16 protein-coding genes and 1 pseudogene are annotated in these 25289 nt (G+C 51.9%); 11 read left to right on the forward strand and 6 right to left on the reverse strand.

All coding sequences use genetic code 11. The features are described 5' to 3' along the window. Nucleotides 1–41: 41 nt before the first annotated feature. The 4 genes from ACYZZ0_RS11375 to ACYZZ0_RS11390 all read right to left on the reverse strand — a co-directional run bounded on the left by ACYZZ0_RS11375 (nt 42) and on the right by ACYZZ0_RS11390 (nt 3385). Nucleotides 42–944 carry a DNA replication terminus site-binding protein gene (locus ACYZZ0_RS11375; protein WP_461536747.1) on the reverse strand — a complete coding sequence of 301 codons (903 nt, stop codon included), beginning with the start codon at nt 942–944 and terminating at the stop codon, nt 42–44. A 232-nt stretch (nt 945–1176) separates the two neighbouring features. Further along, nucleotides 1177–1452, reverse strand: a complete 276-nt coding sequence (locus tag ACYZZ0_RS11380; protein ID WP_461536748.1) for an HU family DNA-binding protein — start codon at nt 1450–1452, stop codon at nt 1177–1179. 344 nt (nt 1453–1796) lie between these two features. Continuing rightward, on the reverse strand, nt 1797–2225 hold the full coding sequence (locus ACYZZ0_RS11385) for an adenylyltransferase/cytidyltransferase family protein (protein ID WP_461536749.1): 429 nt from the start codon (nt 2223–2225) through the stop codon (nt 1797–1799). Nucleotides 2226–2260: 35 nt separating this feature from the next. Continuing rightward, entirely contained in the window at nt 2261–3385 is a 1125-nt protein-coding gene (locus ACYZZ0_RS11390) for a tyrosine-type recombinase/integrase (RefSeq protein WP_461536750.1), read from the reverse strand. A 143-nt stretch (nt 3386–3528) separates the two neighbouring features. Here ACYZZ0_RS11390 and ACYZZ0_RS11395 point away from each other — a divergent pair, with 143 nt between their 5' ends. The 4 genes from ACYZZ0_RS11395 (at nt 3529) to ACYZZ0_RS11410 (ending at nt 11358) form a co-directional block, all read left to right on the forward strand. Beyond that, complete coding sequence (locus tag ACYZZ0_RS11395) at nt 3529–8352, forward strand: NAD-glutamate dehydrogenase (RefSeq protein WP_461536751.1); 4824 nt, start codon at nt 3529–3531, stop codon at nt 8350–8352. A gap of 49 nt (nt 8353–8401) precedes the next feature. After that, nucleotides 8402–9553: a radical SAM protein gene (locus ACYZZ0_RS11400; protein WP_461536752.1), complete on the forward strand. Its 1152-nt coding sequence runs from the start codon at nt 8402–8404 to the stop codon at nt 9551–9553. 91 nt (nt 9554–9644) lie between these two features. After that, the gene (locus ACYZZ0_RS11405) at nt 9645–10142 is read left to right on the forward strand and encodes a GAF domain-containing protein (protein WP_461536753.1); all 498 of its coding nucleotides are present in this window, start codon (nt 9645–9647) and stop codon (nt 10140–10142) included. A gap of 148 nt (nt 10143–10290) precedes the next feature. Continuing rightward, entirely contained in the window at nt 10291–11358 is a 1068-nt protein-coding gene (locus ACYZZ0_RS11410; RefSeq protein ID WP_461536754.1) for a DsbA family protein, read from the forward strand. A 44-nt stretch (nt 11359–11402) separates the two neighbouring features. Here ACYZZ0_RS11410 and ACYZZ0_RS11415 read toward each other — a convergent pair whose 3' ends face one another. Continuing rightward, entirely contained in the window at nt 11403–12593 is a 1191-nt protein-coding gene (locus tag ACYZZ0_RS11415) for a MalY/PatB family protein (protein WP_461536755.1), read from the reverse strand. 115 nt (nt 12594–12708) lie between these two features. Here ACYZZ0_RS11415 and ACYZZ0_RS11420 point away from each other — a divergent pair, with 115 nt between their 5' ends. Beyond that, entirely contained in the window at nt 12709–13593 is an 885-nt protein-coding gene (locus tag ACYZZ0_RS11420; protein WP_461536756.1) for a hypothetical protein, read from the forward strand. Between the two features lie 45 nt (nt 13594–13638). Here the strand turns inward: ACYZZ0_RS11420 and ACYZZ0_RS11425 are convergent, their stop codons facing one another. Beyond that, on the reverse strand, nt 13639–14958 hold the full coding sequence (locus ACYZZ0_RS11425; protein WP_461536757.1) for a TRZ/ATZ family hydrolase: 1320 nt from the start codon (nt 14956–14958) through the stop codon (nt 13639–13641). Between the two features lie 269 nt (nt 14959–15227). Between ACYZZ0_RS11425 and gyrA the strand changes: the two genes are divergently transcribed. From gyrA to rpsA, 6 genes and pseudogenes are all read left to right on the forward strand, one after another. Next, nucleotides 15228–17819, forward strand: coding sequence for a DNA gyrase subunit A (gene gyrA / locus ACYZZ0_RS11430; protein ID WP_461536847.1), 2592 nt, complete (start codon nt 15228–15230; stop codon nt 17817–17819). A 169-nt stretch (nt 17820–17988) separates the two neighbouring features. Beyond that, a complete protein-coding gene (serC, locus tag ACYZZ0_RS11435; protein WP_461536758.1) occupies nt 17989–19071 on the forward strand; it encodes a 3-phosphoserine/phosphohydroxythreonine transaminase in 1083 nt (360 codons plus the stop codon). Nucleotides 19072–19207: 136 nt separating this feature from the next. Then, nucleotides 19208–20350: a prephenate dehydratase gene (gene pheA / locus ACYZZ0_RS11440; RefSeq protein WP_461536759.1), complete on the forward strand. Its 1143-nt coding sequence runs from the start codon at nt 19208–19210 to the stop codon at nt 20348–20350. Nucleotides 20351–20380: 30 nt separating this feature from the next. Beyond that, nucleotides 20381–22630, forward strand: coding sequence for a bifunctional prephenate dehydrogenase/3-phosphoshikimate 1-carboxyvinyltransferase (locus tag ACYZZ0_RS11445; protein ID WP_461536760.1), 2250 nt, complete (start codon nt 20381–20383; stop codon nt 22628–22630). 88 nt (nt 22631–22718) lie between these two features. Beyond that, a complete protein-coding gene (gene cmk, locus ACYZZ0_RS11450) occupies nt 22719–23408 on the forward strand; it encodes a (d)CMP kinase (RefSeq protein ID WP_461536761.1) in 690 nt (229 codons plus the stop codon). A gap of 201 nt (nt 23409–23609) precedes the next feature. Beyond that, nucleotides 23610–25286, forward strand: a pseudogene (rpsA, locus tag ACYZZ0_RS11455) (30S ribosomal protein S1); the annotation flags it as partial. Between the last annotated feature and the right edge of the window lie 3 nt (nt 25287–25289).

Raw genomic sequence — 25289 nt, forward strand, 5'->3', positions numbered from 1 at the left:
GGATTGCTGAAGAAAAATATACGGCAGCGGAATTCTGGTTTTCAGGTTATGTCAACAAATACATAAGTATCTTCTTTATCTGATAACGGTTTCAGTTTGCGATCCGAACGTTTAAGCCGATCCTGTACAGCTTCACGCACCAGGGGCTTTATCTGATTAAACTCGGGTAAATGCTGTCCTTCCTGTAAAAGCATAAATAATGGCAATGGAGTGTTTACCTGCAGTGGATATCGGGCTTTTTCATCCGGATCGAGCCGAAGCTGTTTAACTTTGTCATCCCAGGTCAGGTTGGCTCTTAAATGGGGAGCCAGTGGACGTTTAATCACAACGCTCTGATCAGGAGGCAGTTGCTGCAGATTGATAATGTCATCAATAATTGACTGGGACTGAGTATATTGCTGTTGCAGATGACGAATAGCCGCTTTGGCTGTCAGCCTGACACTGCCGCAGGTGCCTTTGGCCCAGCTGAAACCCGCGCGTTTGGGTGGAACCGGAAACAACTTGAGCTGGCGGTAGCATTGCACAAAATGCAGATGATGCAGCTTCAGATTTCCCAGCAGGGAGTCGCGCAGCTCCCGAGATGAAAACTCGATAGTCTCAATACTGGAAGCGCCAAACAGTTTTCGATAGTTGCCTATGGCCTGTTTGAAGGCGAGCTTGGCTTCATTCAGTTGTGTGCCTGCTTCCAGTGTTTTCTGGGATATTCCCACCAGGCCATAACACTTGGCTGTTTTCTGTTTTTTCTGATCAGGTCGATAGGTCAGACGGGCGGCAGCATCAGCGGCTTTCTCACGTGCAGGGCGAGTATCTTCCGGGTCTTCATTCATAACCCAGGCTGGTAGCTGTTTGTCTCCCAGTAAAAGCTCACTGAACTCCCGGTTTTGTTGCTGTAACTCCAGCAGAGTATCGCGAATAACCAGTCGGGCTGCTGTTTTGTCAATCATATAATATTATGCAATCATATATTCATTATCTCAGCATCTTACATTAGCTGATTTCTGATAAACAACAGTCTCAAAGGGGCTCGTAGAAAAGGGTTTTTGGGAAAAGTTGTACCGAATAGAGATGATAGGTAATGAAAATAGTTGAGAAGCCGGAAGAATAATAACGAAAGGCAGTATTAAGGTATCTATAGATCCGGCTTCATGAGTTGATTCAGTGTTTTGCTGAACGGTTTCAGCTATTAACCATCTCCTTAAGCTTGCTGCCGGCTTTGAACTGCGGCACCCGCATGGCAGGAATATCAATTTCGGCACCGGTCTGGGGATTGCGTCCTTTACGCGCAGCCCGGTTGCCTACAACGAAGCTGCCAAATCCTATCAGCTGAACAGTTTCGCCTCGCACCAGTGCATCCTGTACATGATGAATAAAAGCATTAAGTGCATGTTCTGCCTTGCTGCGGGAAAGACCGGCATCTTCGGCAATCTGCTCTACCAGCTCTTTTTTGTTCATGATGGTACCTGAACCTGTATGGGGTGAATCATGTGATGAAAGAGGGGGGCAGTCTGGCAGGCTGCCTTTACCCCGGACCTGGTATTCGCCTTCGGACAGCAATAATGGACTATCAAAATATCCAACAACTGCCGAAGACTGATTTCATGACGAACCTGCATGCATGACTGCGCTGCAGGCCGAATACAAAGCAAAACCAAGATTAGATCAAGTTTCAAAAAAGTGGCAATGCCATAACGACATTGCAGGTAGGTATTTTACTTGGATACCTTGGCAGTTAGACGACAGGGTAGCGCTCTGTAGTGAATATTACCGTCAAATTGAGTGGTAATAGTGTTCAAAACTCATTTCAGGCCCGGGCTGGCTGCGACCAGTTCGGATGAGCTGCGAACCTTTTCGCCACCCATATTCCACAGCATTTTGATCCCGAGCTGCTGGCAAAGTGCAACTTCTGGAACATTGTCCAGTTTGCGGTCACCGCCATTGGCAAAATAGTCAGGCTGAATTCGGCGCAATGCTTCGCATACGGAGTTGTCATCGTCGTTTACAGCAACAGTCCGGGCCACACAGCTGAAGCCTTCAATCAATTCGCAGCGATCGGTGAACGGCATAAAGACATAGCCCTTTTTACGCAGCAACCACTGGTCGGAATTTACAATGACCACCAACTGACCATAAGTGGCAGCCTGCTGCATCATTCTCAGGTGGCCAATATGAACCGGATCAAATCCGCCGGAGACGCAGATGGTTTTGGTTGCTGTGGCTGTCATCATTGCTCCTGTATCGCTGCTGATCGCTACTGGTTAGTTCAGTCAAGGCCGTGCTCCCGGGTCAACTCCCTGAGTCGTGAGCGTTCCGGGGTGTAATACTGCTGGGTGGTTGTGATGGCTTCGTGGCCGGCAAAAATAGCCAGATCCTCGATATCCATATTGCGTGCCAGGTGAGACAGAGCAGTATGTCGCAGCGAGTGAAAGCTTTTTTCCAGTAACCGCTGGGCCAGCTCCGGATTTTCCTTGTCGACACTGTCGGCACAATGAAGCATAAAACCGGCAAACCATTTGCGAATCTGACGGGCAGACATTCGGCCATAGCTGCCATCTTTCTTTACCGGGCAGATGGTGGGGGCCAGGGGAAACCCGTCGCGGCTGAAGGCTTCCTGCTTATGATGCTGGCGATAGCGAATAATAATATCCAGTGTACGATCATTGACCGGTAACCGCCGCTTGCGCCGGCCTTTACCGCTGATATGCAGTTCCAGCTCACCATCCGGTCCGGGCAATATATCAGCACAGCTGAGGCGTTCGATTTCACCCTGACGCATTGCAGTGGCATAGGTCAGCCCAAAAATAAAATTCAGCCGGGCTTTTTCACCCTGCTGGCGTTTAGTGTCTTCCGGATAATGTTTTAAACAGGACTTCACCACATCCCATTCATCGGCATAGAAGTAACGCACTTCGCCGTGGCCGCGGGCATGGCGCTCACCGCTTTTATCAAAGCCATGAACCGGGTTGCCCTGGATATAACCGGTGGCATGCAGGTAATTAAAAAAGCTGTGTAATACCGTAATAACTTGGTCAGTACTCTTACCCGGCTTGATAGCATTGGGAAAGTAAACCTTGTCAGGACGACTGCGATCAATTCCCGGTTGTTGCCAGTGAGGCCAGGGGGCATTCAGAAAGGTGACGTAGCCTTCAATATCTGCCACTGTAATCTGGTCATAGTTTTTCAGTAGCTCCTTGCGGCAGAAAGCCGTAAACCGGACGAGTTCACGGGTATAGCGCCGCAGGGTTTCTGCCGAGCGGCGTTCAGCCCGGCGCAGAAACAGTGCCAGCGCATCGGCATCATTGCCGGTGCCCAGTCGGCTGGTGGGTTGACTGGTTGCGGTCTCGGATAATGCTCCGGCAGATGCGGGACGGAGTAGAGGGGCTTCCATGGGCTCTCTGTTCACCATGTTTATCGGGGAGCGTATCGGTAATGCAAATAGCAGGTCGATAAAACAACTAAACCCCGATTAAATGTAATTGATCGGTCTATATTTTGTTGAGGATATAACAAAAAGTTCTCCAGGAGGGAAACATGGCTTTGTCGGTAGCCGGCAGCAAGGAAGCTCTGCTTGAAAAACTACTGGCCGATGTCAGTGAGCAGAGGCCAGAGCAAGAGCAGCAGGCACTGGCGATGTTCAGGGATCGCTACTGTTTGCTGGATACAGCAAGGGATCTCGAACAGGAAAATCTATCAGATCTGACGGGCTCACTGCTTTCCTTCTGGCACTTTATTCAGCAGCATGATCCTGCTGCTCCCAAAATTACCGTCTTCAATCCTGATTATGAACATTATGGCTGGCATTCGACCCACACCGTGATCCAGCTGGTTCATATCGATCAGCCTTTTATTGTTGATTCCATTCGAATGAAGCTGAATGAGCGTGGTTTGACTATTCACCGGCTGCGTAATGGCATTATGAATTTCAGGCGGGATGATGATCACAACATGCTGCATGATGCTGACAGTAAGCAACCGGAAGTGCGAGAGGCTTTTGTTTATCTGGAAATTGACCGGATTGAAGAAAGTGATGGACTGAAGCTGCTGCAGCAACAGCTTGTTGCCGTGTTGGCTGATGTTCGGCGGGTGGTTGATGATCATCAGGCCATGCGAGATCAGGTCAGTAAACTGATTTCAGTTCTGAGTGATGATGAGCAGGAAGAGCGGGAATTCCTTGATTGGCTGTTGAGAGATAACTTTACTTTTCTTGCCTGTGAGGAATTAAAAGTCAAAGGGCAGGGTAAAGACCCGGGTAGTAGTCATCATCAGATAGTCAGACCTGCCCGCAGCCTGTTGGGGCTGCTAAGACCGGTCATCGGTGGCGAGCTGGATCAGCAACAACTGGAACCGGTGCTGGACAGTGACTTTTTCAGCTGCAAGGAGCGGCTGAGTTTCTCCCGGGCTGCTGCACGCTCCAGTGTCCACCGTCCTGCCTATCCTGAATTTATTGTGATGCGGCATTTTGATGAAAATGGTGAAGTTACCGGTGAATCACGCATTATGGGACTTTACACTTCACCGGTGTATCAGCAGAGTCCAGGCAAGATTCCCTATGTCAGAAACAAGATAACCAGTATTACCGCGGCGGCGGGACTGGAACCCGGCAGTCATCATGCCAAGGATCTGGTGCAGATTCTGGAAGTGTTCCCACGGGAGGAACTGTTCCAGATGTCGCCTGAAGAGTTGTTTGCCACAACCCAGGGCATTCTGCAGATTCAGGAGCGGCATCAGATCAAGGTCTTTCTGCGCCAGGATCGTAATGGCCTGTTCTGTTCGGCACTGGCTTATGTGCCCCGAGATATCTACAGCACCGGCCTGCGTCGAAAAATGCAGCAGATTCTGATCGAGCGTCTTAATGCACTGGATTCTGAATTTACCACTTACTTCTCCGAGTCCATTCTGTGCCGGGTGCACTTTACCCTGCGGCTTGATCCTGAGCAGCAGACTGAATTTGATCTGGATGCGATTAACGAGGAGATTATTCAGGCAGCTCGCAGCTGGGAGGATGAGTTCAAGGCCAATCTGCTGGAAGCCAGGGGAGAAGCCAGTGCCAACCGGTTGTGGCAGATTTACAGTGATGGTTTTACGGCGGCTTATAAGGAATCGTTCAGTCCGCAGTCAGCAGTCGTGGATGTGGACTATCTGGATGAGCTTAGTGATGATCGTCCGTTGACCATGAGCTTCTATCAGTCGCTGGGTGATCCCCGCCACTGTATTCGCTTCAAGGTTTACCATCACAGCACACCACTGCCTTTGGCTGACCAGATTCCGATTATCGAAAACCTTGGGCTCAAGGTAATCAGTGAGTATCCCTACAAGATTGACCGGCAGGACAGTTCCAGTATCTGGATTCATGACTTTGTGCTGGAGTACAGCCATGATGCCGGAATTGATGCCCGCCGGGTCAACCAGATTTTTCGCGATGCATTTGAGAATATCTGGTTTGGGACAGCAGAAAATGATGCCTTTAACCGTTTGGTGCTGGCTGCCGGCTTTAGCTGGCGACAGGTTTCAATTCTGCGAGCCTATGCCCGTTATATGAAACAGATCCGGTTTGGCTTCAGTCAGGCCTATATTGCCAATACGCTGTTCAATAACATTGCCATTACCCGCAAGCTGATGGAAATGTTTGAGAACCGGTTTAACCCGGAGTTGCTGTTAACAGCCGAACAGCGTCTGGCGCATCAGCAACAGTTACAGCTGGAGTTAATGGAAGCGCTGGATGATGTTTCGGTCTTGAGTGAAGATAGAATTCTGCGCCGAATTGAAGACCTGATCCGGGCGACGCTTAGAACCAACTATTACTGCATTGACAGTGATGACCAACCCAAACCCTATCTCTCCCTGAAGTTTGCGCCGGAGCTGATTCCGGATCTGCCCAAGCCTGCTCCCCGGTTTGAAATATTTGTCTATTCACCGCGGGTTGAAGGGGTGCACCTGCGTGGTGGCAAAGTTGCCCGGGGTGGATTGCGCTGGTCGGACAGACCGGAAGATTTCCGTACTGAAGTATTAGGGCTGGTCAAGGCTCAGCAAGTTAAAAACGCGGTCATTGTTCCGGTGGGAGCAAAAGGTGGATTTGTTGCCAAACGTCTGCCGGAAGGTGATCGTGATGCCTTTATGAAGGAAGGTATCAGTTGTTATCGCACCTTTATTCGGGGCTTGCTCGATTTGACGGATAACCTCAAGGATGGTGAAGTTGTCCATCCTGAAAATGTCATATTTTATGACGAGCAGGATACCTATCTGGTTGTTGCGGCAGACAAGGGGACCGCAACATTTTCAGATATAGCCAATGAGATTGCAGCGGAATACGGCTTCTGGCTGGATGATGCGTTTGCTTCCGGTGGCAGCGCCGGTTATGACCATAAAAAGATGGGTATTACTGCCAAGGGTGCCTGGGTCTCGGTTCAGCGTCATTTCCGGGAATGCGGCGTTGATGTGCAACAGGACCGGGTAACGGCTGTTGGTGTGGGTGATATGGCCGGCGATGTCTTTGGTAATGGTATGTTGCAATCCCAAAGTCTGGCTTTGGTCGGTGCATTCAATCATCAGCATATCTTTATTGATCCGAGCCCTGATGCCGAGGCTGCATGGGCCGAGCGCAAGCGTCTATTTGAGCTGCCTCGTTCCTCCTGGTCTGATTACAACAGTGAGTTGATATCTGCGGGCGGCGGAATCTTCTCCCGCAATGCCAAATCCATCGCTCTGACGGATGAAATTCGTCAGTGTCTGGGAATTACCGCCTATAAGCTTACACCTTCCGAGTTGATAACTGCCATCCTGCAGGCACCGGTTGATCTGTTCTGGAACGGTGGAATTGGAACCTACATTAAATCCGAGCAGGAGCAGCATGCAGATGTGGGCGACAAAGCTAACGATAACCTGCGGATTAATGGTGCCCAGTTACGCTGCAAAGTCGTTGGCGAAGGGGGCAATCTGGGAATGACCCAGCTGGGCCGAGTTGAATATGCACTGAGTGGCGGTGCACTGAATACTGACTTTATTGATAATGCCGGTGGCGTTGACTGCTCGGACCATGAGGTCAATATCAAGGTGCTGTTGAACGAAGTTGTGGCGAATGGTGATATGACCCGCAAGCAGCGGGATGAGTTACTGGAGGCCATGACGGATGAGGTTTCCCAATTGGTTCTGGGCAATAACTATCGTCAGGCGCAGGCCATTACCATGGCTCTGGATGATGCTGCCAGAGGTATGGAGGATGCTATTCGTTTTATCGAGCAGCTCGAAAGTGAAGGCAAGCTGGATCGGGTGATTGAGTTTCTCCCTGATAACGATGGTTTGAAGGAACGTTTCTTACAGCAGAAAACTCTGACCCGACCGGAACTATCGCTGCTGGTTTCGTATGCGAAGGGCGATCTGAAACAACAATTAATTAACTCTGACATTGCTGATGATGCCTATGTTGCCAGAGAGGTTGAAACCGCATTTCCGCAAACGCTGGTCAGCCAGTTCAAACCGCTGATTGATAATCACCGGCTGCGGCGCGAGATTGTTGCAACCCAGATATCCAACCATCTGATCAATATGATGGGCTTTACCTATTTGCAGCAGATGCAACGGACGACAGGGGCTTCGGTAGAAGAGATTGCCAGAGCTTTTGTTATCAGTCGCGATGTGTTCGGGGTGGAATCTGTATGGCAACAGATTGAGGCATTGGATGGTCAGGTAGATAGCAATCTGCAGCTGGAAATGATGTCGCAGCTGACCAAACAGGTGCGGCGTTCCAGTCGCTGGTTTATTCGTCACCGGCAGGATCAGGATTCAGCAACCTGTGTCTCTCACTTCAAGCCCCGGGTAGAAGAATTCCGGCAGCAGTGTGAGCAAAGATTACCTGAGGTTTTGATCAGTCGGGTTAATGAAGATGTGGAACGCTATACCACTGCAGGAGTGCCCGAATCACTGGCTAAACAGGTTGCTGCCTCTCGTTATCAACTGAATGCACTGTCAGTAATTGAAATTGCTGACCATACCGACCAGCCACTGGAGAGTGTGGCCGAGCTGTATTTTGGTATCGACAGCTATCTGCAGTTGCACTGGTTTATTCAGGAGCTGGGTCAGATTGAAGATGATAACCACTGGCAAGTTCTGGCCCGTGACAGTATTCGGGATGAGCTTTACTGGCAGCAGCGGGCGCTGACGATGGCGCTGATAGCGCAGCCGGACTATCCCGACAGTACTGCAGAAAAATTGTTGCAGTGGCTGGAGAGTCATCAGGTTCAGGTGATGCGGTGGCAGGACATGATGACAGAACTCAGTGCCAGCAAGAGTCGGGAGCTGGCAATGTTTACTGTGGCCATCCGGGAATTGGTGGAGCTGGTTCAGCTGACAGTGAAGTGACTCTGAACGAATGATCTAACACTGGTATGATATTCAAGAGGCCTGAAATATGGCCTCTTGTCGTTTTCGGGGTTATCAGGTCGTTATGGCAGTTGTGAGTGATGAAGTTATCTGTCGCAAGGGGCGTGACAGTATCAAACTGGAATGTGACAGCTGGAGCCTGCGTCTGTCATGGCACGGCTACTGGTGTACATTTCGGCAGGGTGACCGGTTTTATCGCCGCTGTATTGATGGCTCCGTTGTCGAGGGTTCCAAACAACTCAACACTTGTGAGTCGGAGGTTGCGGACTCCATTGCCAGTGCCGTCCAACAATGTCTGCACCAATATGCAATAAGGGCCGGGTCTTCAGAGTGGCTGGAAACGGCTCTGGGCAGAACCTGCCAGGATTATCGTTACCAGCAACAGCTGTTTCAGCGGCTTTATCCTGAAGGTATTCCTATTCTGCCACCGGATCGTTATCGGGATCTGGTCGTTCATCCGGCGTATGGCTGTCCCAACCGCAAGTGTACCTTCTGTATTTTTTACCGGGACAAACCTTTTTCTCCCCTGTCTCTCGATGCTTTTAAAAAGCACTGGGAACAGTTGCAACAATTCTGGGGGCCGGAACTTTATCAACGGGATGGACTGTTTCTGGGATCAGCTAATGCTTTGGCATTATCACAGCGTCGTCTGGTTGAGGTGCTGGAGTTTATCAGGCAGCAATCATTAGAACTGAAACGTGGCATTTCCTCTTTTCTGGATTCGGATTATGCACCGGCACGTTCTCCTGAGCAGTGGCTGCAGTTACACCAGTTGGGACTCAGGCATCTGGTGATTGGACTTGAAACGGGTTGGACTCAATTGCGGCAGGAGCTGGGCAAATCAGGTTCACTGGAAAGGGTAACCGAAGATGTCAGAAATGCTGCGGCAGCCGGTGTCGCTTCAGGGTTGACTGTACTGGTGGGCGCAGCTGGTAAATCAGGCTCCGATACTCATGTTCAGCGCAGTTGTGAATATATCCATTTGCTTGGACTGGGTCGCAAAGATCGGGTCTACCTGTCGCTGTTTGAGCCGCCGGTAACAGATTTTAACACCGAACAGCGGGAATCAGACAAAGACTGGATGCAGCGCGAGTTGGAATCATTTAAAGTGCAGCTTGGCCGATTGAGTGATGCACGCGTGAGTGCCTACCCTGTCAGCGGCTATCGCTATTTTGCCTGAGTTGTATTACTGCATTTCAGGCTACTGGTTATGAAAAGCACCCTCTCCCGGGGAGTACTCCCTGGACCCTCTGAGATCGTGAGAAGTATAAATGTTCCAGATTGATAAAAGTGATTATGCGGATAAATCCGCATTTTATGAGCGTTTGCAACAGCAGGCAGAAGCGCTGGTTTCAGGTGAGCCGGATGCCCTGGCCAATGTTTCCAATATTGCTTCCCTGCTGTACCACTGCCTGCCGGATGTAAACTGGGCCGGTATCTATGTGTTGCGTGACAATATGCTGGTGCTGGGACCGTTTCAGGGGCTGCCGGCCTGTGTCCGGATTCCGCTGAAGCGCGGTGTATGTGGTACTGCCGCTGCCGAGGGTCGGGTGGTACGGGTTGCTGATGTTGATGAATTCCCGGGTCATATTGCCTGTGACAGTGCTAGCCGCAGCGAGATAGTGTTGCCTCTGTACGCTGAAGGAAAGGTAATCGGTGTGCTGGATATCGATAGTCCGGAACCCAACCGTTTTGATGAAGAAGATGAGAAAGGCCTGACTCGTCTGGCAGATTACCTGAATAGTGTTATTGACTTTAAGCACCTCTAAGGCGGCTCTCTAACTTCCTTACTCCTTTGCAGTAAGGAACTCATCCCCGGTCATCATGATCTACTTTTAGCAGGAGCCGTTCGCCTGAAATGGAATATTTCGGTAATGGCCTGTGGTTTAAAAAGAACTGATTACCGGGGCTGTTGCCGTGAAACTGATTGTCTTGATGGGGTTGCCGGGTTTTATCGCGCAAAGGATGAGCAGAAAAGCAGCATTAGTATTGCTGCTGTTGATTGGCTGCACTGCCATTCCTTTTGATGTAACTCTGGCTGGATTCTGGAGTTCAGAACCCAAAATGCCGGTACTGATGGAGTTTGCCGGAAAAAAATACACCCAGGACGAACTGCCAGTGGGACAGGCCCAGCAGTTCTACGATATTGCTTTCTCTGCTTGGGAAAAACAGCAGCAGGCGCTGGCAGATGCGGCGATCGAGCTGTATATGCAGCAACTGGCCGCCAGAGAAAAGGTAGAACGGGAAGAGATTGAAAAACGCTTTTTTCCCGATGTTCCGCCAACCGATGAAGATATCGAACTGTTCTATAACGATAACAAGGAGCGGATTCCCTATCCGCTGGAACAGGTGCGTACCCAGATTACCGAATACCTGACCAACAATCGCCGGGAGCGCCGCAAGCAGGAGCTGATTGCCACGCTGGCACATACCGAAGGGTTCAGAGCGGTTATGCCTGAACCGGTAGCGCCCAAAACCATTCTCAAAACAGAAGGTTTTCCTTACAAGGGGAAACCGGATGCCCGGGTAACCGTGGTTGAGTTTGGTGACTTTCTCTGTGCCCACTGCAAGACCGCTGCCGAAACACTGGGCGACTTGCAACGGGAATATCCGGATGATTTGCGGGTGGTATTTATTGAATTTCCGCTTAGTAAGGCTTCACGAAGAATCTCGTTGGTAGCGGCCTGTGCCATGGAGCAGGGGCGTTACTGGGATTTCCATCAGGCGGTATTTGATCAGCAGGCACGGCTGGAAGGTGATACGGTCAAGGAGATTGCTGAAGCGATTGGTCTGGATATGGAGAAGTTAAATGCCTGTCTGGACAGTGACCGGCCTGAATGGTTTGTCAGTCGTGCTGAAGCAGAAGCCAAGCGACTGGGGCTGTCGGCAACACCCATGATTTTTATGAATGGCCAGCGAATACAACCACCTAATCATGAAGACAGTCTGCGAAGTATGGTTGAGGCCGTGTTGAAAAAGAAGTGACAAGTCAGGGCTTGTCACTTCAATACTGAAACAATGCTGAAATATCAGTCCTGTAACGAGTCGACCAGCAGTCTGATACGTTCCAGTCCCTGCTGCAGGGTGCTGCGGGGGCAACCGAAATTCAGCCGCAGGTAATCGCTGTCACCAAAATCGGCTCCACTGTTCAGACCAATGCCGGCTGCTTCAAATACGCTCTTTGGATTCTGTAATCCCAGTCCGGACACATTGATCCAGCCCAGATAGGTGGCCTGGGCCGGAATCTGGGACAGGCCGGGCAGGCTATTGATGGTCTCCAGCATCAGTCGATGATTTTCCCGCAGATACTCAAGCAGCTGACTGTGCCATTCATGGCTGTCACGATAGGCTGCCAATGCTGCGGTATAAGCCAGTGCATTGACGGAAGGTACAATCGATTTTCTGACTTGCTTGAAGCGGTTACGCAGTTTCTTGTTGGGAATAACAGCAACAGAACATCCAAAACCGGCAATGTTGAAGGTTTTGCTTGGCGCCAGCAGGGTGATGGAGTTTTCTCTGGCGTAGTCGCTGATGGTGGCGTAGGGAATATGTTCTGCATCAGGATCCAGTAGCAATTCACCATGGACTTCATCGGTGCAGACAAACAGATTATGCTTCTGGCAATACTCGTCGATAGCGATCAGTTCTTCCCGGCTGAAAACCTTGCCGGTAGGATTCTGCGGATTACACAGCATAAACAGCTGGGTATTGTCGGTGATGTCGATACCTTCCAGATCCATTTGCCACTGCTGATCTTCTGTTGCTTTCAACGGTGCGTCGACCCGGTGACAGCCGGCCAGGCTGATAGAGGACAGGAACGGCGGGTAGATTGGCGTCTGGGTGATCACACTTTCCCCCGGGCGAGTCACACTGCGGACGCTGATATTCAGGCCGCATACCAGGCCCGGTAACCAGACCAGCCAGTCAGCTTCAATATCCCAGTTGTACTGGCTTTTCATTCTTTCGATAAAAATGTCGACCAGTTCATCCGGCGGGCTGGTATAACCGAAGATGCCGTGATCGACCCGCTGATGCAGTGCCTGAATCACTTCCGGAGGCGACCGGAAGTCCATATCGGCTACCCACATGGGTAACACTTCCCGCCCTCTGTACAAATCCCACTTGTCGCTGTAGGTGCCCTTGCGGTCAATGACCTGATCAAAATCATAACGGGGAGCCTGATGCTCGCCGCCGGTTTTCGAACTGTTATTGTTTCCCACTGTAACTCCTGATGGGTCGGGTATTTTTAGCGTTTGAGTTGTTGGCATTTGAAATTGATTTTACAAGCTATTGTCTACTGTTTAATCGACTGAGTGAAGATCCGGAAAGATCACTATGTTCAGAAACCGGTTTACCAGACCGTTGTTGACCCGATTATTGGCGTGGCTGGTTATGTTGATCGCCCTGTCAGGTTTTGCTGCAACCCTCGAGCTGGATGCATTGCTGCAGTTAAGTGAACAGCTGAAGCATGACGGGCGCTGGAAAGACAATCTGGTGTTGGTCAGGGAAGGCGTATTGCAGGCGCAGGATGTAGGTGATCAGGAAAAGGAGCTGGTGTTGACGCTGCAGGCTGTATCGACAGCATTTTATCTGGGTGATTATGACCTGGCAGGACAATTGGCGGAGTCGGCCAATCGGTTGGCTGGGCAGCTGAAGAGCAAAGATCCGGGTAAAACACGGTCGGAAATAGAATCTCTCTATCTGTTGTCTGCGGTAGCCCGGGCTCGTCACCATGACGGGGAAGCTGTCGCAAGGGGAGAGCAAGCGTTGGCCCTGTGCCGGGAAGCATTGAAGCCCGGAGATATGCTGGAAGCCAAAGTTCGGTTTAATCTGGGCGCGGCCCTGACCGATGCCGAAACACCTGATCTGGTCCGGGGTATCAGTCAGCTGGAGCAGGCACAGGCTATTTTTGTCAGTAACAATAATAGCTCTGACACTTTGCGCGTCGCGCTGAGGCTTGCTCGTGCCAATCTGATGCTGGAACAGCCGGACAAGGCGGAGGCAATACTGCTTAAGGTAAAAAATCTGCCTGAGTCACTCCGTAACCTGATGCTGTATCAGTATCAGTGGGCGAAAGTCTGTCTTGCCCGGGGGCGAATTAAAGAGGCTGGAACTGTTGCGGCAGAGGCAGAGCAGTTAGCTATAAAATTAAATGCAAGTAAAGACTTGGAACGTATTAAAACATTACAGCAGCAGCTTGCAGCAAGTGTTGATGCCTGAATGAAACACCCGGGCCGGAATGCCCGGGTGATGAATCATTAAATATCAGGCTTTGCTGGTGATTTTATGATGCCAGTCACGCGCTGTTTCAATCAGCTCGCTTTCGTGCATGCGGGTCAGATTACGGTCATCCAGCAGCAGCTGGCCTTCGACCCAGACATGGCTGACCTGATTGCGAGTTGAAGCGTAGACGATCTGGGATGCCGGGTTATAGAGCGGTGCACATTCCAGTACATCCAGATCAATGGCGGTAATATCGGCTGACTTGCCCACTTCCAGGCTACCGGTGGTTGCATCCAGACCCAGAGCTTTGGCGCCGTTCAGGGTGGCGCACTCCAGTGCCTCGTAGGCTCCCATGGAAGACATATCCTTACCGACCACCTTGGCCAGCAGTGCTGCAGTACGCATTTCACCCAGCATATCCAGATCGTTGTTACTGGCGCAGCCGTCGGTGCCCAAAGCAACATTAATGCCTTCTTTTTTCAGTCGGGTGACTTCACAGAAGCCGCTGCCCAGTTTCAGGTTGGATTCGGGGCAGTGCAGAATATGGCAGCCGTATTCGGCAATCCGGCGAATATCGTCATCATTAAGCTGGGTCATATGGACACACTGCAATCGGGGTGTCAGTAATCCCAGTTCTTCCAGGTAATGCACCGGGCGCTTGCCGGTACGTTCACGAATCTGGCTGACTTCATCTGCGGTTTCACAGATATGCATCTGTACCGGCAGGTCCAGCTGGTCGGACAGTACCGCTACCTGTCGCAGGGCATCTTCACTAACTGCATAGGGCGAGTGGGGGCCAAAAGCGACATTAACCAATGGCTGATTACGGAACTGGTCGTTGACTTCCAGCCCCTTGTGCAGATGTTGTTCTGCATCCTTGGCCCAGCGGTTGGCAAAGTCGATGACCGGAAAGGCGATCTGACAGCGGATGCCGGCTTCATGTGCAGTAGCTGCCGAGACATCCGGGAAAAAATAGTTATCACTGAAGGTCGTTGTACCGCTGCGGAGCATCTCGGCGATAGCCAGCCGGGTTCCGTCATGGACAAACTGCTCGTTGACCCATTTGGCTTCGGTGGGCCAGATATGGTTGTTGAGCCAGTCCATCAATTCCAGATCGTCGGCCTTGCCGCGCATCAGTGACATGGCTGCATGGCCGTGAGTATTGACGAAGCCGGGAATCAGGGCGTGCCCCTTCAGGTCTTTAATCTGTTTTGGCTGATATTGTTGTTCCGCCTCGGCCCGGGGAAGAATGGCCAGGATCTTGCCGTCATGGATTGCGAGACTGTGATGTTCGAGGATATCGCGGCTGGAATTAACCGGGATAATCCAGCGGGCATGAATCAGGGTATCTATCTCTGACATTGGGGAGTATCCACTTCTTATGTCCGGCAAGTATATCCAATCCCGGCGTAAAATCAGCACTGATGGGGTTAATACTGAGGCCTTCACGAGGTTTTAGGTCGCGAATAACGGTCATCATGTGGTATGATTTCGAGGTTTAAGGCTTTCTGTTCGACTTCGCCCCACCACTTGATGGTGCGGCCATATTGCTGGTCGGCAAGAGAGCTGGTAAGCCCGGTCAGGGGAAGGGCCGGGTGGTGACAGGAACAGACTGGGAACGACGGGTCTTTATGACTGATATCGCAAATGAAATTCTTCCGGTAAATATCGAAGACGAACTAAGGCAGTCCTATCTGGACTACGCCATGAGCGTTATTGTCGGCCGAGCACTGCCTGATGTCAGGGACGGACTCAAGCCGGTACACCGCCGCGTACTGTTCGCGATGAGTGAGCTGGGGAACCACTGGAACAAACCCTATCTGAAGTCCGCACGTGTGGTCGGTGACGTTATCGGTAAATACCACCCTCACGGTGACAGTGCGGTTTACGACACGATTGTGCGGATGGCACAGTCATTCTCCATGCGTTACATGCTGGTGGATGGTCAGGGTAACTTCGGTTCCATCGACGGTGACTCTGCTGCGGCGATGCGTTACACCGAAATTCGTATGGAAAAGATCACCCACGACTTGCTGGCTGATCTGGACAAGGAAACCGTGGATTATGTGCCCAACTACGATGGCACCATCCAGATTCCTGAAGTCATGCCGACCCGGGTACCGAACCTGCTGGTAAATGGTTCTGCCGGTATTGCCGTAGGCATGGCAACCAATATTCCTCCCCATAACCTGAAAGAAGTTATCGGTGGCTGTCTGGCACTGCTGGATAATCCGGAGCTGACCATCGATGACCTGATGGAATACATTCCGGGGCCGGACTTCCCGACAGCGGCCATTATTAACGGTCGTGCAGGAATCCTGCAGGCATACCGTACCGGTCGTGGCCGGATCTATCTGCGTGCCCGTGCTGAAATTGAACGGGACGAGAAGAAAAACCGTGAAACCATCATTATTTCCGAGATTCCTTACCAGGTTAACAAGGCGCGGTTGATCGAAAAGATTGCCGAGCTGGTTAAAGAGCGCAAGATCGAAGGCATCAGTGAGCTGCGGGACGAATCCGACAAGGATGGCCTGCGGGTTGTCATCGAACTGCGCCGTGGTGAAGTGGGTGAAGTGGTACTGAATAACCTGTACGCCCAGACCCAACTGGAAAATGTTTTCGGGATCAATATGGTGGCACTGGTTGATGGCCAGCCCCGCACTCTCAACCTGAAACAGATTCTGGAAGCCTTTATCCGCCATCGCCGGGAAGTAGTAACCCGTCGTACCGTTTATGAGCTGCGCAAGGCGAAAGAGCGTGGTCATACGCTGGAAGGTCTGGCGGTTGCCCTGTCCAATATCGATCCGGTGATCCAGCTGATCAAGGAATCTCCGTCTTCTGCTGAAGCCCGAGAAAAACTCACAGCTGTAACCTGGGATGCCGGTCAGGTGCTGAATATGCTCGGTGCGGCCGGTGCTGACGCCTGCCAGCCGGAAGATCTGGCTGAAGGTTTTGGTCTGGTGGACGGTGACCGTTATCGTCTGTCTCCGGCTCAGGCTCATGCCATTCTGGAAATGAAACTGCACCGCCTGACCGGTCTGGAGCAGGACAAGCTGCTGCAGGAATACCGTGAAATTCTGGAACGTATTGCCGAGCTGACCCTGATTCTGTCTGATCCGCAGCGTCTGCTGGAAGTTATCCGGGAAGAGCTGGAAGCCGTGGTTGAAGGTTATGGTGACGAACGCCGTACTGAAATTACCAGTTCCCGTCGTGACCTGACTGTTGAAGACCTGATCACTGAAGAAGATATGGTTGTTACCCTGTCGCATCAGGGTTATGCCAAAACTACGACACTGGATACCTATCAGGCGCAGCGTCGTGGCGGTAGAGGTAAGGCTGCGGCTTCGGTGAAGGAAGAAGACTTCGTCGAACACATGCTGGTGGCCAGCACCCATACCCAGATTCTGCTGTTCTCCTCTTTGGGTAAGGTCTACTGGCTCAAGGTGTACCAGATTCCGCCAGCAGGTCGAACCTCCCGTGGTCGTCCGATTGTTAACATCCTGCCACTGGAAGAAGGTGAGCGCATCACCACCATGCTGCCGGTAGACGAGTATACTGAAGGCAACTTTGTCTTTATGGCGACCCAGCGCGGCACTGTGAAGAAAGTACCGCTGGTGCAGTTCTCCCGTCCGCGTTCTGTTGGCCTGCGTGCGATCGAACTGGAAGAAGGCGATACCCTGATGGGTGCCGAAATCACCGATGGCAGCAAGCAGGTTATGCTGCTGTCCAACGGAGGCAAGGCAATTCGCTTTGAAGAAGGCGATGTGCGTGCCATGGGTCGTACTGCACGTGGTGTGCGTGGTATTCGACTGCTGGATGACCAGAAGGTAATCTCGCTGATTATTCCGGAAGACAATGCCCGCATTCTGACGGCCAGTATCAATGGCTTTGGTAAACGGACTCCGGTTGAAGACTTCCGGATTACCGGTCGTGGTGGTCAGGGTGTGATCGCGATGCAGATGACCGAGCGTAACGGTGAAATCATCGGTGCGACTCAGGTGCAAGATGGTGAGGAAATTATCCTGATCTCAGACCAGGGCACGCTGGTACGTACCCGGGTTGATGAAATCTCTGTCATGAGTCGTAACACCCAGGGTGTTACCCTGATCAAGGTGGCGTCGGATGAAAATCTGGTTGGCGTAGCCCGGGTTGAAGAGCCTGAAGAAGTTGCCCAGTCAGAAGAGGGTGATGCTGAGGCTGAAGCAGCAACAGATGACGCCTGAAACCGATAAAGTCAGTCGTTATTGATCACCGAACGCCGGGCTCTTACAGAGTCCGGCGTTTTTGCATTATTTGAAAGCCTTTTCGGTTTTTACGGTGTAGTATTGTGACCTTGGTGCATATACCTGTTTCAAAAGAAAACTCCAGCTGAAAGTGTAAGTTAAATCTGTTATGAGCCGAGCATTTAATTTCTGTGCGGGACCGGCGGCTTTGCCAACGGAAGTTTTGGAGCAGGCTCGGGATGAGCTGTTGGATTGGGGCGGACGAGGCCACTCGGTAATGGAGTGCAGCCATCGTAGCCCGGACTTTATGGAAATGGCTGCAACAGCAGAAGCCGACCTGCGTGAATTGCTGAAAATCCCCGATAATTATAAAGTCCTTTTTCTTCAGGGTGGTGCTACCCTGCAGTTTGCCATGGCACCACTTAACCTGATGGGTAAATCAGCCAAGGCTGATTATGTAAATACCGGACACTGGTCCTCAAAGGCGATTTCTGAAGCCAAACGTTTTGGTGAAATCAATATCGCTGCCAGTAGTGAAGCTGAAAACTATACCTGTGTCCCGGCGTTTGAATACTGGAAGCTGTCGGCTGATGCCGCCTATGTTCATTACACTCCCAATGAAACCATTGGCGGGGTAGAGTTCCCGTTTATTCCGGATACCGGTGATGTACCGCTGGTGGCGGACATGTCATCCAATATTCTGTCTGCACCTCTGGATGTTTCCCGTTTTGGCATTATCTATGCCGGAGCGCAGAAAAATATCGGTCCGGCGGGGCTGACACTGGTGATTGTTCGGGATGACCTGCTGAATCAGGCCATGCCCCAGTGTCCTACGCTGATGAACTATGCCAATCATGCCGAGCGTGACTCCATGCTGAATACCCCCCCAACACTGGCCTGGTATCTGGCCGGACTGGTGTTCAAATGGCTCAAGCGTCAGGGTGGTCTTGAAGCGATGGCCCGGATTAACCGGCGCAAGGCAGACAAGCTCTATCAGGCGATTGATCAAAGCAGTTTTTACAGCAACAAGGTTACCGTAGAGCAACGCTCCTGCATGAATGTGCCGTTTATTCTGGCGGATGATGCGCTGAATAGTGTCTTTCTGGCTGAAAGCAAGGCTGCAGGCCTGCTAAACCTTAAAGGCCACAAAGCCGTCGGTGGTATGCGGGCCAGTATCTATAATGCTGTACCCGAGGCAGCAGTTGATGCGCTGATTGATTTTATGGCCGATTTTGAACAGCGAAACGGCTAAAACTGCCGCTGTTGAATGATTCTGCAGTTGGAAGGTCAAAACAGTTGCAGGAATAATAATCCGGGCTTCGGGCCTGAGGGACGTTACCCTGATTGCAGGTTCCGAGGTCAGGCTGAAAGAACATGTGAGAATATAAATGAGTAGTGATGGTAGTGGAGACAGCGCGATAGACAGCTGTGACAAGAATCAGGACGCAAGTCAGCTTCAGTCATTGCGAGAGCAAATTGACGGTATCGACCGCAAGTTGCTGGAGCTGATTTCCGAGCGTGCCCAGTGCGCCCAGTCGGTGGCCCACGTCAAACAAGCCTCCGAGCCGGGTGAGGAAATCCTGTTCTATCGTCCCGAACGGGAAGCACAGGTGCTGCGTAGCATTATGGCACGCAACAACGGCCCGCTGGCTGATGAAGAAGTCGGTCGACTGTTCCGTGAAGTGATGTCAGCCTGCCTGGCGCTGGAACAGCCCACTAAAGTGGCTTATCTGGGGCCGGAAGGTACCTTTACCCAGCAGGCTGCGCTGAAGCATTTTGGCCATTCCGCTGTCAGTGTACCGCTGGCTGCCATCGATGAAGTTTTCCGTGAAGTTGCTGCGGGTGCGGTCAAATACGGTGTGGTTCCGGTTGAGAACTCTACTGAAGGCGTAATCAACAGCACTCTCGACAGTTTTATGGATACCTCGCTGCGAATCTGTGGCGAAGTGGTACTGCGTATTCATCACAATATGCTGGTATCCGAGAATACCCGTCGTGATAAAATTACCCGGATTTATTCTCATGCCCAGTCATTTGCCCAGTGTCGTAAATGGCTGGATGCTCACTGGCCGATGGCCGAGCGGATTGCAGTCAATAGTAATGCTGAAGCGGCCCGCAGAATTCGTGGTGAATGGAACTCGGCGGCAATTGCCGGCGATATGGCTGCCCGTTTGTATGATCTTGATATCATGGCTGACAAGATTGAAGACCAGCCGGATAACTCAACCCGGTTCCTGATTATCGGCAACCATGATGTACCGGTCAGCGGCAAGGATAAAACGTCTATTGTCGTTTCAATGCGAAATCAGCCGGGTGCACTGCATGATCTGTTGCAGCCGTTCCATCAGCACGATATTGACCTGACCCGGGTTGAAACTCGCCCGTCCCGTACCGGTAACTGGAACTATGTGTTCTTTATTGATTTCCGGGGCCATGTTAATGATCCGGCAATCAGTGCAGTGCTGGAGCAGGTGGGAGAAAATGCTCACGACCTGAAAGTGCTGGGCTCCTACCCTGAAGGTGTACTCTAATTGTCCTTTATGAGTACCGGAGTTGATTGTTTGAACAGGGTTGATGCAGAAGCGGCCAGCGTGTTGCAAGATAAGGTTCTGCTCGTTGTTGGTCTTGGTTTGATCGGCGGATCGGTGGCTGCCTCGGTTCGTAGTGCCAGTGTTTGTCGCAAGGTGCTGGGTTATGATGCCAACCCGCTGTCCCGACAGCGGGCTCCTGTGCTGGGTGTTGTCGATAAGAGTTATGACCGCCTTGATGTCGCTGTTGCTGAAGCTGATATCATTATGCTGGCAGTGCCGATGCTGGCAATGGAATCCGTTCTGGATCGGTTGTCGGGGCTGGATCTGACCGGCAAGACGCTGACAGATGGCGGCAGCTGCAAAGGCGAGTTTGTTGCTGCTGCGCGCAGGGCGTTAGGCGATTCCTGTTGTAATCTGGTGCCGGGGCATCCGATTGCAGGTTCGGAACAGAGTGGTATTACGGCTGCCCGTGATGGCCTGTTTCGAGATCATATGGTGATTGTGACGCCTTTGCCTGAATCAGAAACACTGCATTTGCAGCGGGTCAAGGCGTTGTGGCAAGTTTGTGGTGCCCGTGTTCTGGAAATGCCGGTAAATCGCCACGATGATGTGCTGGCAATGACCAGTCATTTGCCTCACTTGCTGGCATTTTCACTGGTCGATACGTTGGCAGCCAATCCTGACAATATTGATATTTTTCGTTATGCCGCGGGCGGGTTCCGGGACTTTACCCGAATTGCTGCCAGTGATCCGACCATGTGGCATGATATTTTTCTTTCCAATAAAACCGCAGTATTGAGTGCGCTGGATGCCTTTTCCGGTGATCTGGAACGGCTGAGGCAAGCAGTGGCGGAAGATGATACCCGTCATCTGCTGGGCGTATTCAGCCGTGCCCGCGCGGCCCGTACTCACTTTTCCCGGATTTTGGAACACAGAGCGTATATAGATAACATGAGCAGTAGTCATCCGATTACCTGGCAGGCCGCAAACGGCGGTCCGATTCAAGGGGAACTGCGGGTTCCCGGTGATAAATCCATCTCCCACCGTTCCATTATGATGGGCTCCCTGGCTGAAGGCACAACGCACGTCAGTGGCTTCCTGGAAGGTGAAGACAGTCTGGCTACGCTGCAGGCTTTTCGTGACATGGGTGTGGTTATTGAAGGCCCTCATGATGGTAAGGTAACCATTTATGGTGTCGGTCTGCATGGTCTGCAGCCGCCTCCGGGTGATATCTATCTCGGTAATGCCGGTACCGGCATGCGACTGTTCTCCGGACTGATGGCCGGGCAGAAGTTTGATACCCGCCTGACTGGTGATGAATCACTGTCCGGTCGTCCGATGAAGCGTGTTACCGCTCCTCTGAAAGAGATGGGTGCTGTGATCAGTGCCGACGAAGGTGAAACCCCTCCGCTGGCAATCGAAGGTGGCAAGCCGCTGCAGGGCATCGAGTATGATATGCCGATGGCCAGTGCCCAAGTCAAATCCTGTCTGCTGCTGGCGGGTCTGTATGCAGATGGCAAGACTACCGTGACCGAACCTGCACCGACCCGTGATCATACCGAGCGTATGCTGCAGGCCTTTGGTTGCCCGGTTGAAGTGGATGGCGACCGGATTTCGGTGTCTACCTGTGAAGGCCTTAAAGCCTGTGATATTGATGTACCTGCGGATATTTCATCAGCAGCCTTCTTCCTGGTTGCGGCTTCTATTGTACCGGGTTCTGACTTGCGCCTGATGCATGTGGGTATCAACCCGACCCGGGACGGTGTCATTAATATTCTGCGGCAAATGGGTGCCAGTATTACCGTGGAAAATGAACGTATGGTCGGTGGTGAGCCTGTGGCAGATCTGCGAGTACAGGCCGCACCGCTGCACGGTATCGAGATTCCTCAGGATCAGGTGCCACTGGCCATTGATGAATTCCCGGTACTGTTTATTGCTGCTGCCTGCGCTGAAGGCAAGACTGTACTGCGTGGTGCTGAAGAGTTACGGGTCAAGGAGAGTGACCGGATCCAGTCCATGGCAAACGGATTGCAGGCGCTGGGGGTTGAAACCAAAGTACTGCCGGACGGTATTGAAATTACCGGTGGTTCGATTGGCGGCGGTACGGTAGACAGTTACGGTGATCACCGTATCGCTATGGCATTTGCTGTTGCGGCGCTGAGAGCCGAGGGAACCATTAATATTCATGATTGCGCCAATGTAGCGACATCATTCCCGAAGTTTTCCGACCTGGCCAACGGGGTCGGGTTTAATATCAAGACCATTGGCAGTGAGCATTGAGATTTCGGCCACCAAGTCTGCGGGGCGTTTAAGTCCGGCAGGCTTGTGGTAATTGATGCCTCTTTGCCTGAACAGATGAGTACTCTACGTGACTAATCCAAAAAATCCTGTTGTCACCATTGACGGCCCAGGCGGTGCAGGTAAGGGAACCCTGGCGTCACTGCTGGCCAAAGAGCTTGGCTGGCACCTGCTGGACAGCGGTGCACTGTACCGCCTGACAGCACTGGCGGCGATCAACCATGGTGTCGCTGCTGAAGATGAAGAAACCCTCTGTGTGCTGGCCGGCCATCTGGATGTCCGGTTTGTGGCTGCCACTGAAGACAGTGATGCCCAGATCATTCTGGAAGGTGAGCAGGTAGAGTCCGCAATCCGGGCTGAAGAAGTCGGTAAGATGGCTTCCCGTATCGCGACCCTGCCACGGGTTCGGGATGCGCTTTTACAGCGCCAGCGGGCATTTGCCGAACGTCCGGGACTGGTTGCTGACGGCCGGGATATGGGAACGGTGGTATTCCCTGATGCTGTGATCAAGTTCTACCTGACCGCCGAGGCCGAAGAACGGGCTCGCCGTCGCATGGAACAGTTGAAACAGAAGGGAATTGATGCTAATTTTGACCGTCTTTTGAGCGATATAATCGCTCGGGACGAGCGGGATATGAATCGCGAGATTGCCCCGCTCAAGCCGGCTGATGATGCGATCATGCTGGACAGCACCCGTCTGACCATTCAGGAAGTGCTGAGCCGAATGCTTGATCAGATGCGTCAGCAGGGCATTATTTAGCTTTTTATCAGCTACTTTTAACAAGTGGCTTTTTCAGTTTTGATGGGTTGCGAGCCAGGTTTTTGCCCGTCATTACTTCCAAAAACAGACCCATGTTCCTGGTACATGGCTGAGGTTGTGTGGATTCCCCAATCAGTTTCACTTTATATACACAGAGTGAAGCCGCCGGGATGACATGCCGCCGATAAAGATGCAGGAAAGACAATGAGCGAAAGCTTTGCTGAACTCTTTGAAGAGAGCCTGAAAGGGCTGGAAATGCAGAACGGTTCCATCATTACTGGTACCGTTGTTGACATCGATAAGGACTGGGTCACCATCGACACCGGTCTGAAGTCTGAAGGTGTTGTTCCGGCTGAACAGTTCCTGGACGAGAACGGCGAACTGTCCGTTAACGTTGGTGACGAAGTACAGGTTGCTCTGGACGCCGTTGAAGACGGCTTTGGTGAAACTCGCGTATCCCGCGAAAAAGCCAAGCGTATGGAAGCCTGGAAAGAACTGGAAAAGTCTTTCTCCGACGAAGAAATCGTCAAGGGCATCATCAGCGGCAAGGTCAAGGGTGGCTTTACCGTCGACATCAAGAACATCCGTGCGTTCCTGCCGGGTTCTCTGGTCGACGTTCGTCCGGTGCGCGATACCGTTCACCTGGAAGGCAAAGAGCTGGACTTCAAGGTTATCAAGCTGGACCAGAAGCGCAACAACGTTGTTGTTTCCCGTCGTGCTGTCCTGGAAGCCGAAAACAGTGCAGAGCGCGAGCAGCTGCTGAGCTCCCTGCAGGAAGGCCTGGAAGTCAAGGGTATCGTCAAGAACCTGACCGACTACGGTGCGTTCGTAGACCTGGGCGGTGTAGACGGCCTGCTGCACATCACCGACATGGCTTGGAAGCGTATCAAGCATCCGAGCGAAATCGTGAATGTTGGCGACGAAATCAACGTCAAGGTTCTGAAGTTCGACCGTGATCGCAACCGCGTATCCCTGGGTCTGAAGCAACTGGGTGAAGATCCGTGGATCGCCATCAAGCAGCGCTTCCCGGAAGGTACCCGTGTATCCGGCCGTGTAACCAACCTGACCGACTACGGCTGCTTCGTTGAGTTGGAAGAAGGTGTTGAAGGTCTGGTTCACGTATCCGAAATGGACTGGACCAACAAGAACATCCACCCGAGCAAAGTTGTTTCCATGGGTGATGAGGTTGAAGTTCAGGTTCTGGATATCGACGAAGAGCGTCGTCGTATCTCCCTGGGTATCAAGCAGTGCAAGGCTAACCCTTGGGAAGAGTTTGCCAGCACCTGCAACAAGGGTGACCACGTTTCCGGTAAGATCAAGTCTATCACTGACTTCGGTATCTTCATCGGTCTGGAAGGCAACATCGACGGCCTGGTTCACCTGTCTGACATCTCCTGGAACGAGACCGGCGAAGAAGCCGTTCGCAAGTTCAAGAAGGGTGAAGACGTTGAAGCTGTAATCCTGGCGATCGATCCTGAGCGTGAGCGCATCTCCCTGGGCATCAAGCAGATGGAACAAGATCCGTTTGCCTCTTTCGCTGACATGAACCAGAAAGGCGACATCGTCACTGGTACTGTTAAGGAAGTAAGTGCCAAGGAAGCTCTGATCGAGCTGGCTGAAGAAGTGATCGGCCGCCTGAAGGCTACCGACATCAGCCGTGATCGCGTTGAAGACGCGACCAACGTCCTGAAAGAAGGCGACAGCGTTGAAGCCAAGATTGTCAGCATCGATCGCAAGAGCCGCGTAATCGGTCTGTCCATTAAGGCTAAGGACGAAGTCGAAGAGAAGGCAGCGATGAAGGAACTGCGCAAGCAGGAAGTTGAGACCGCTGGTCCGACTACCATCGGTGACCTGATCAAGGCGCAAATGGACAAGTAAGCA

It is taken from the genome of Spongorhabdus nitratireducens, assembly GCA_947387575.1.
Classification (GTDB): Bacteria; Pseudomonadota; Gammaproteobacteria; order Pseudomonadales; family Endozoicomonadaceae; genus CANDOC01.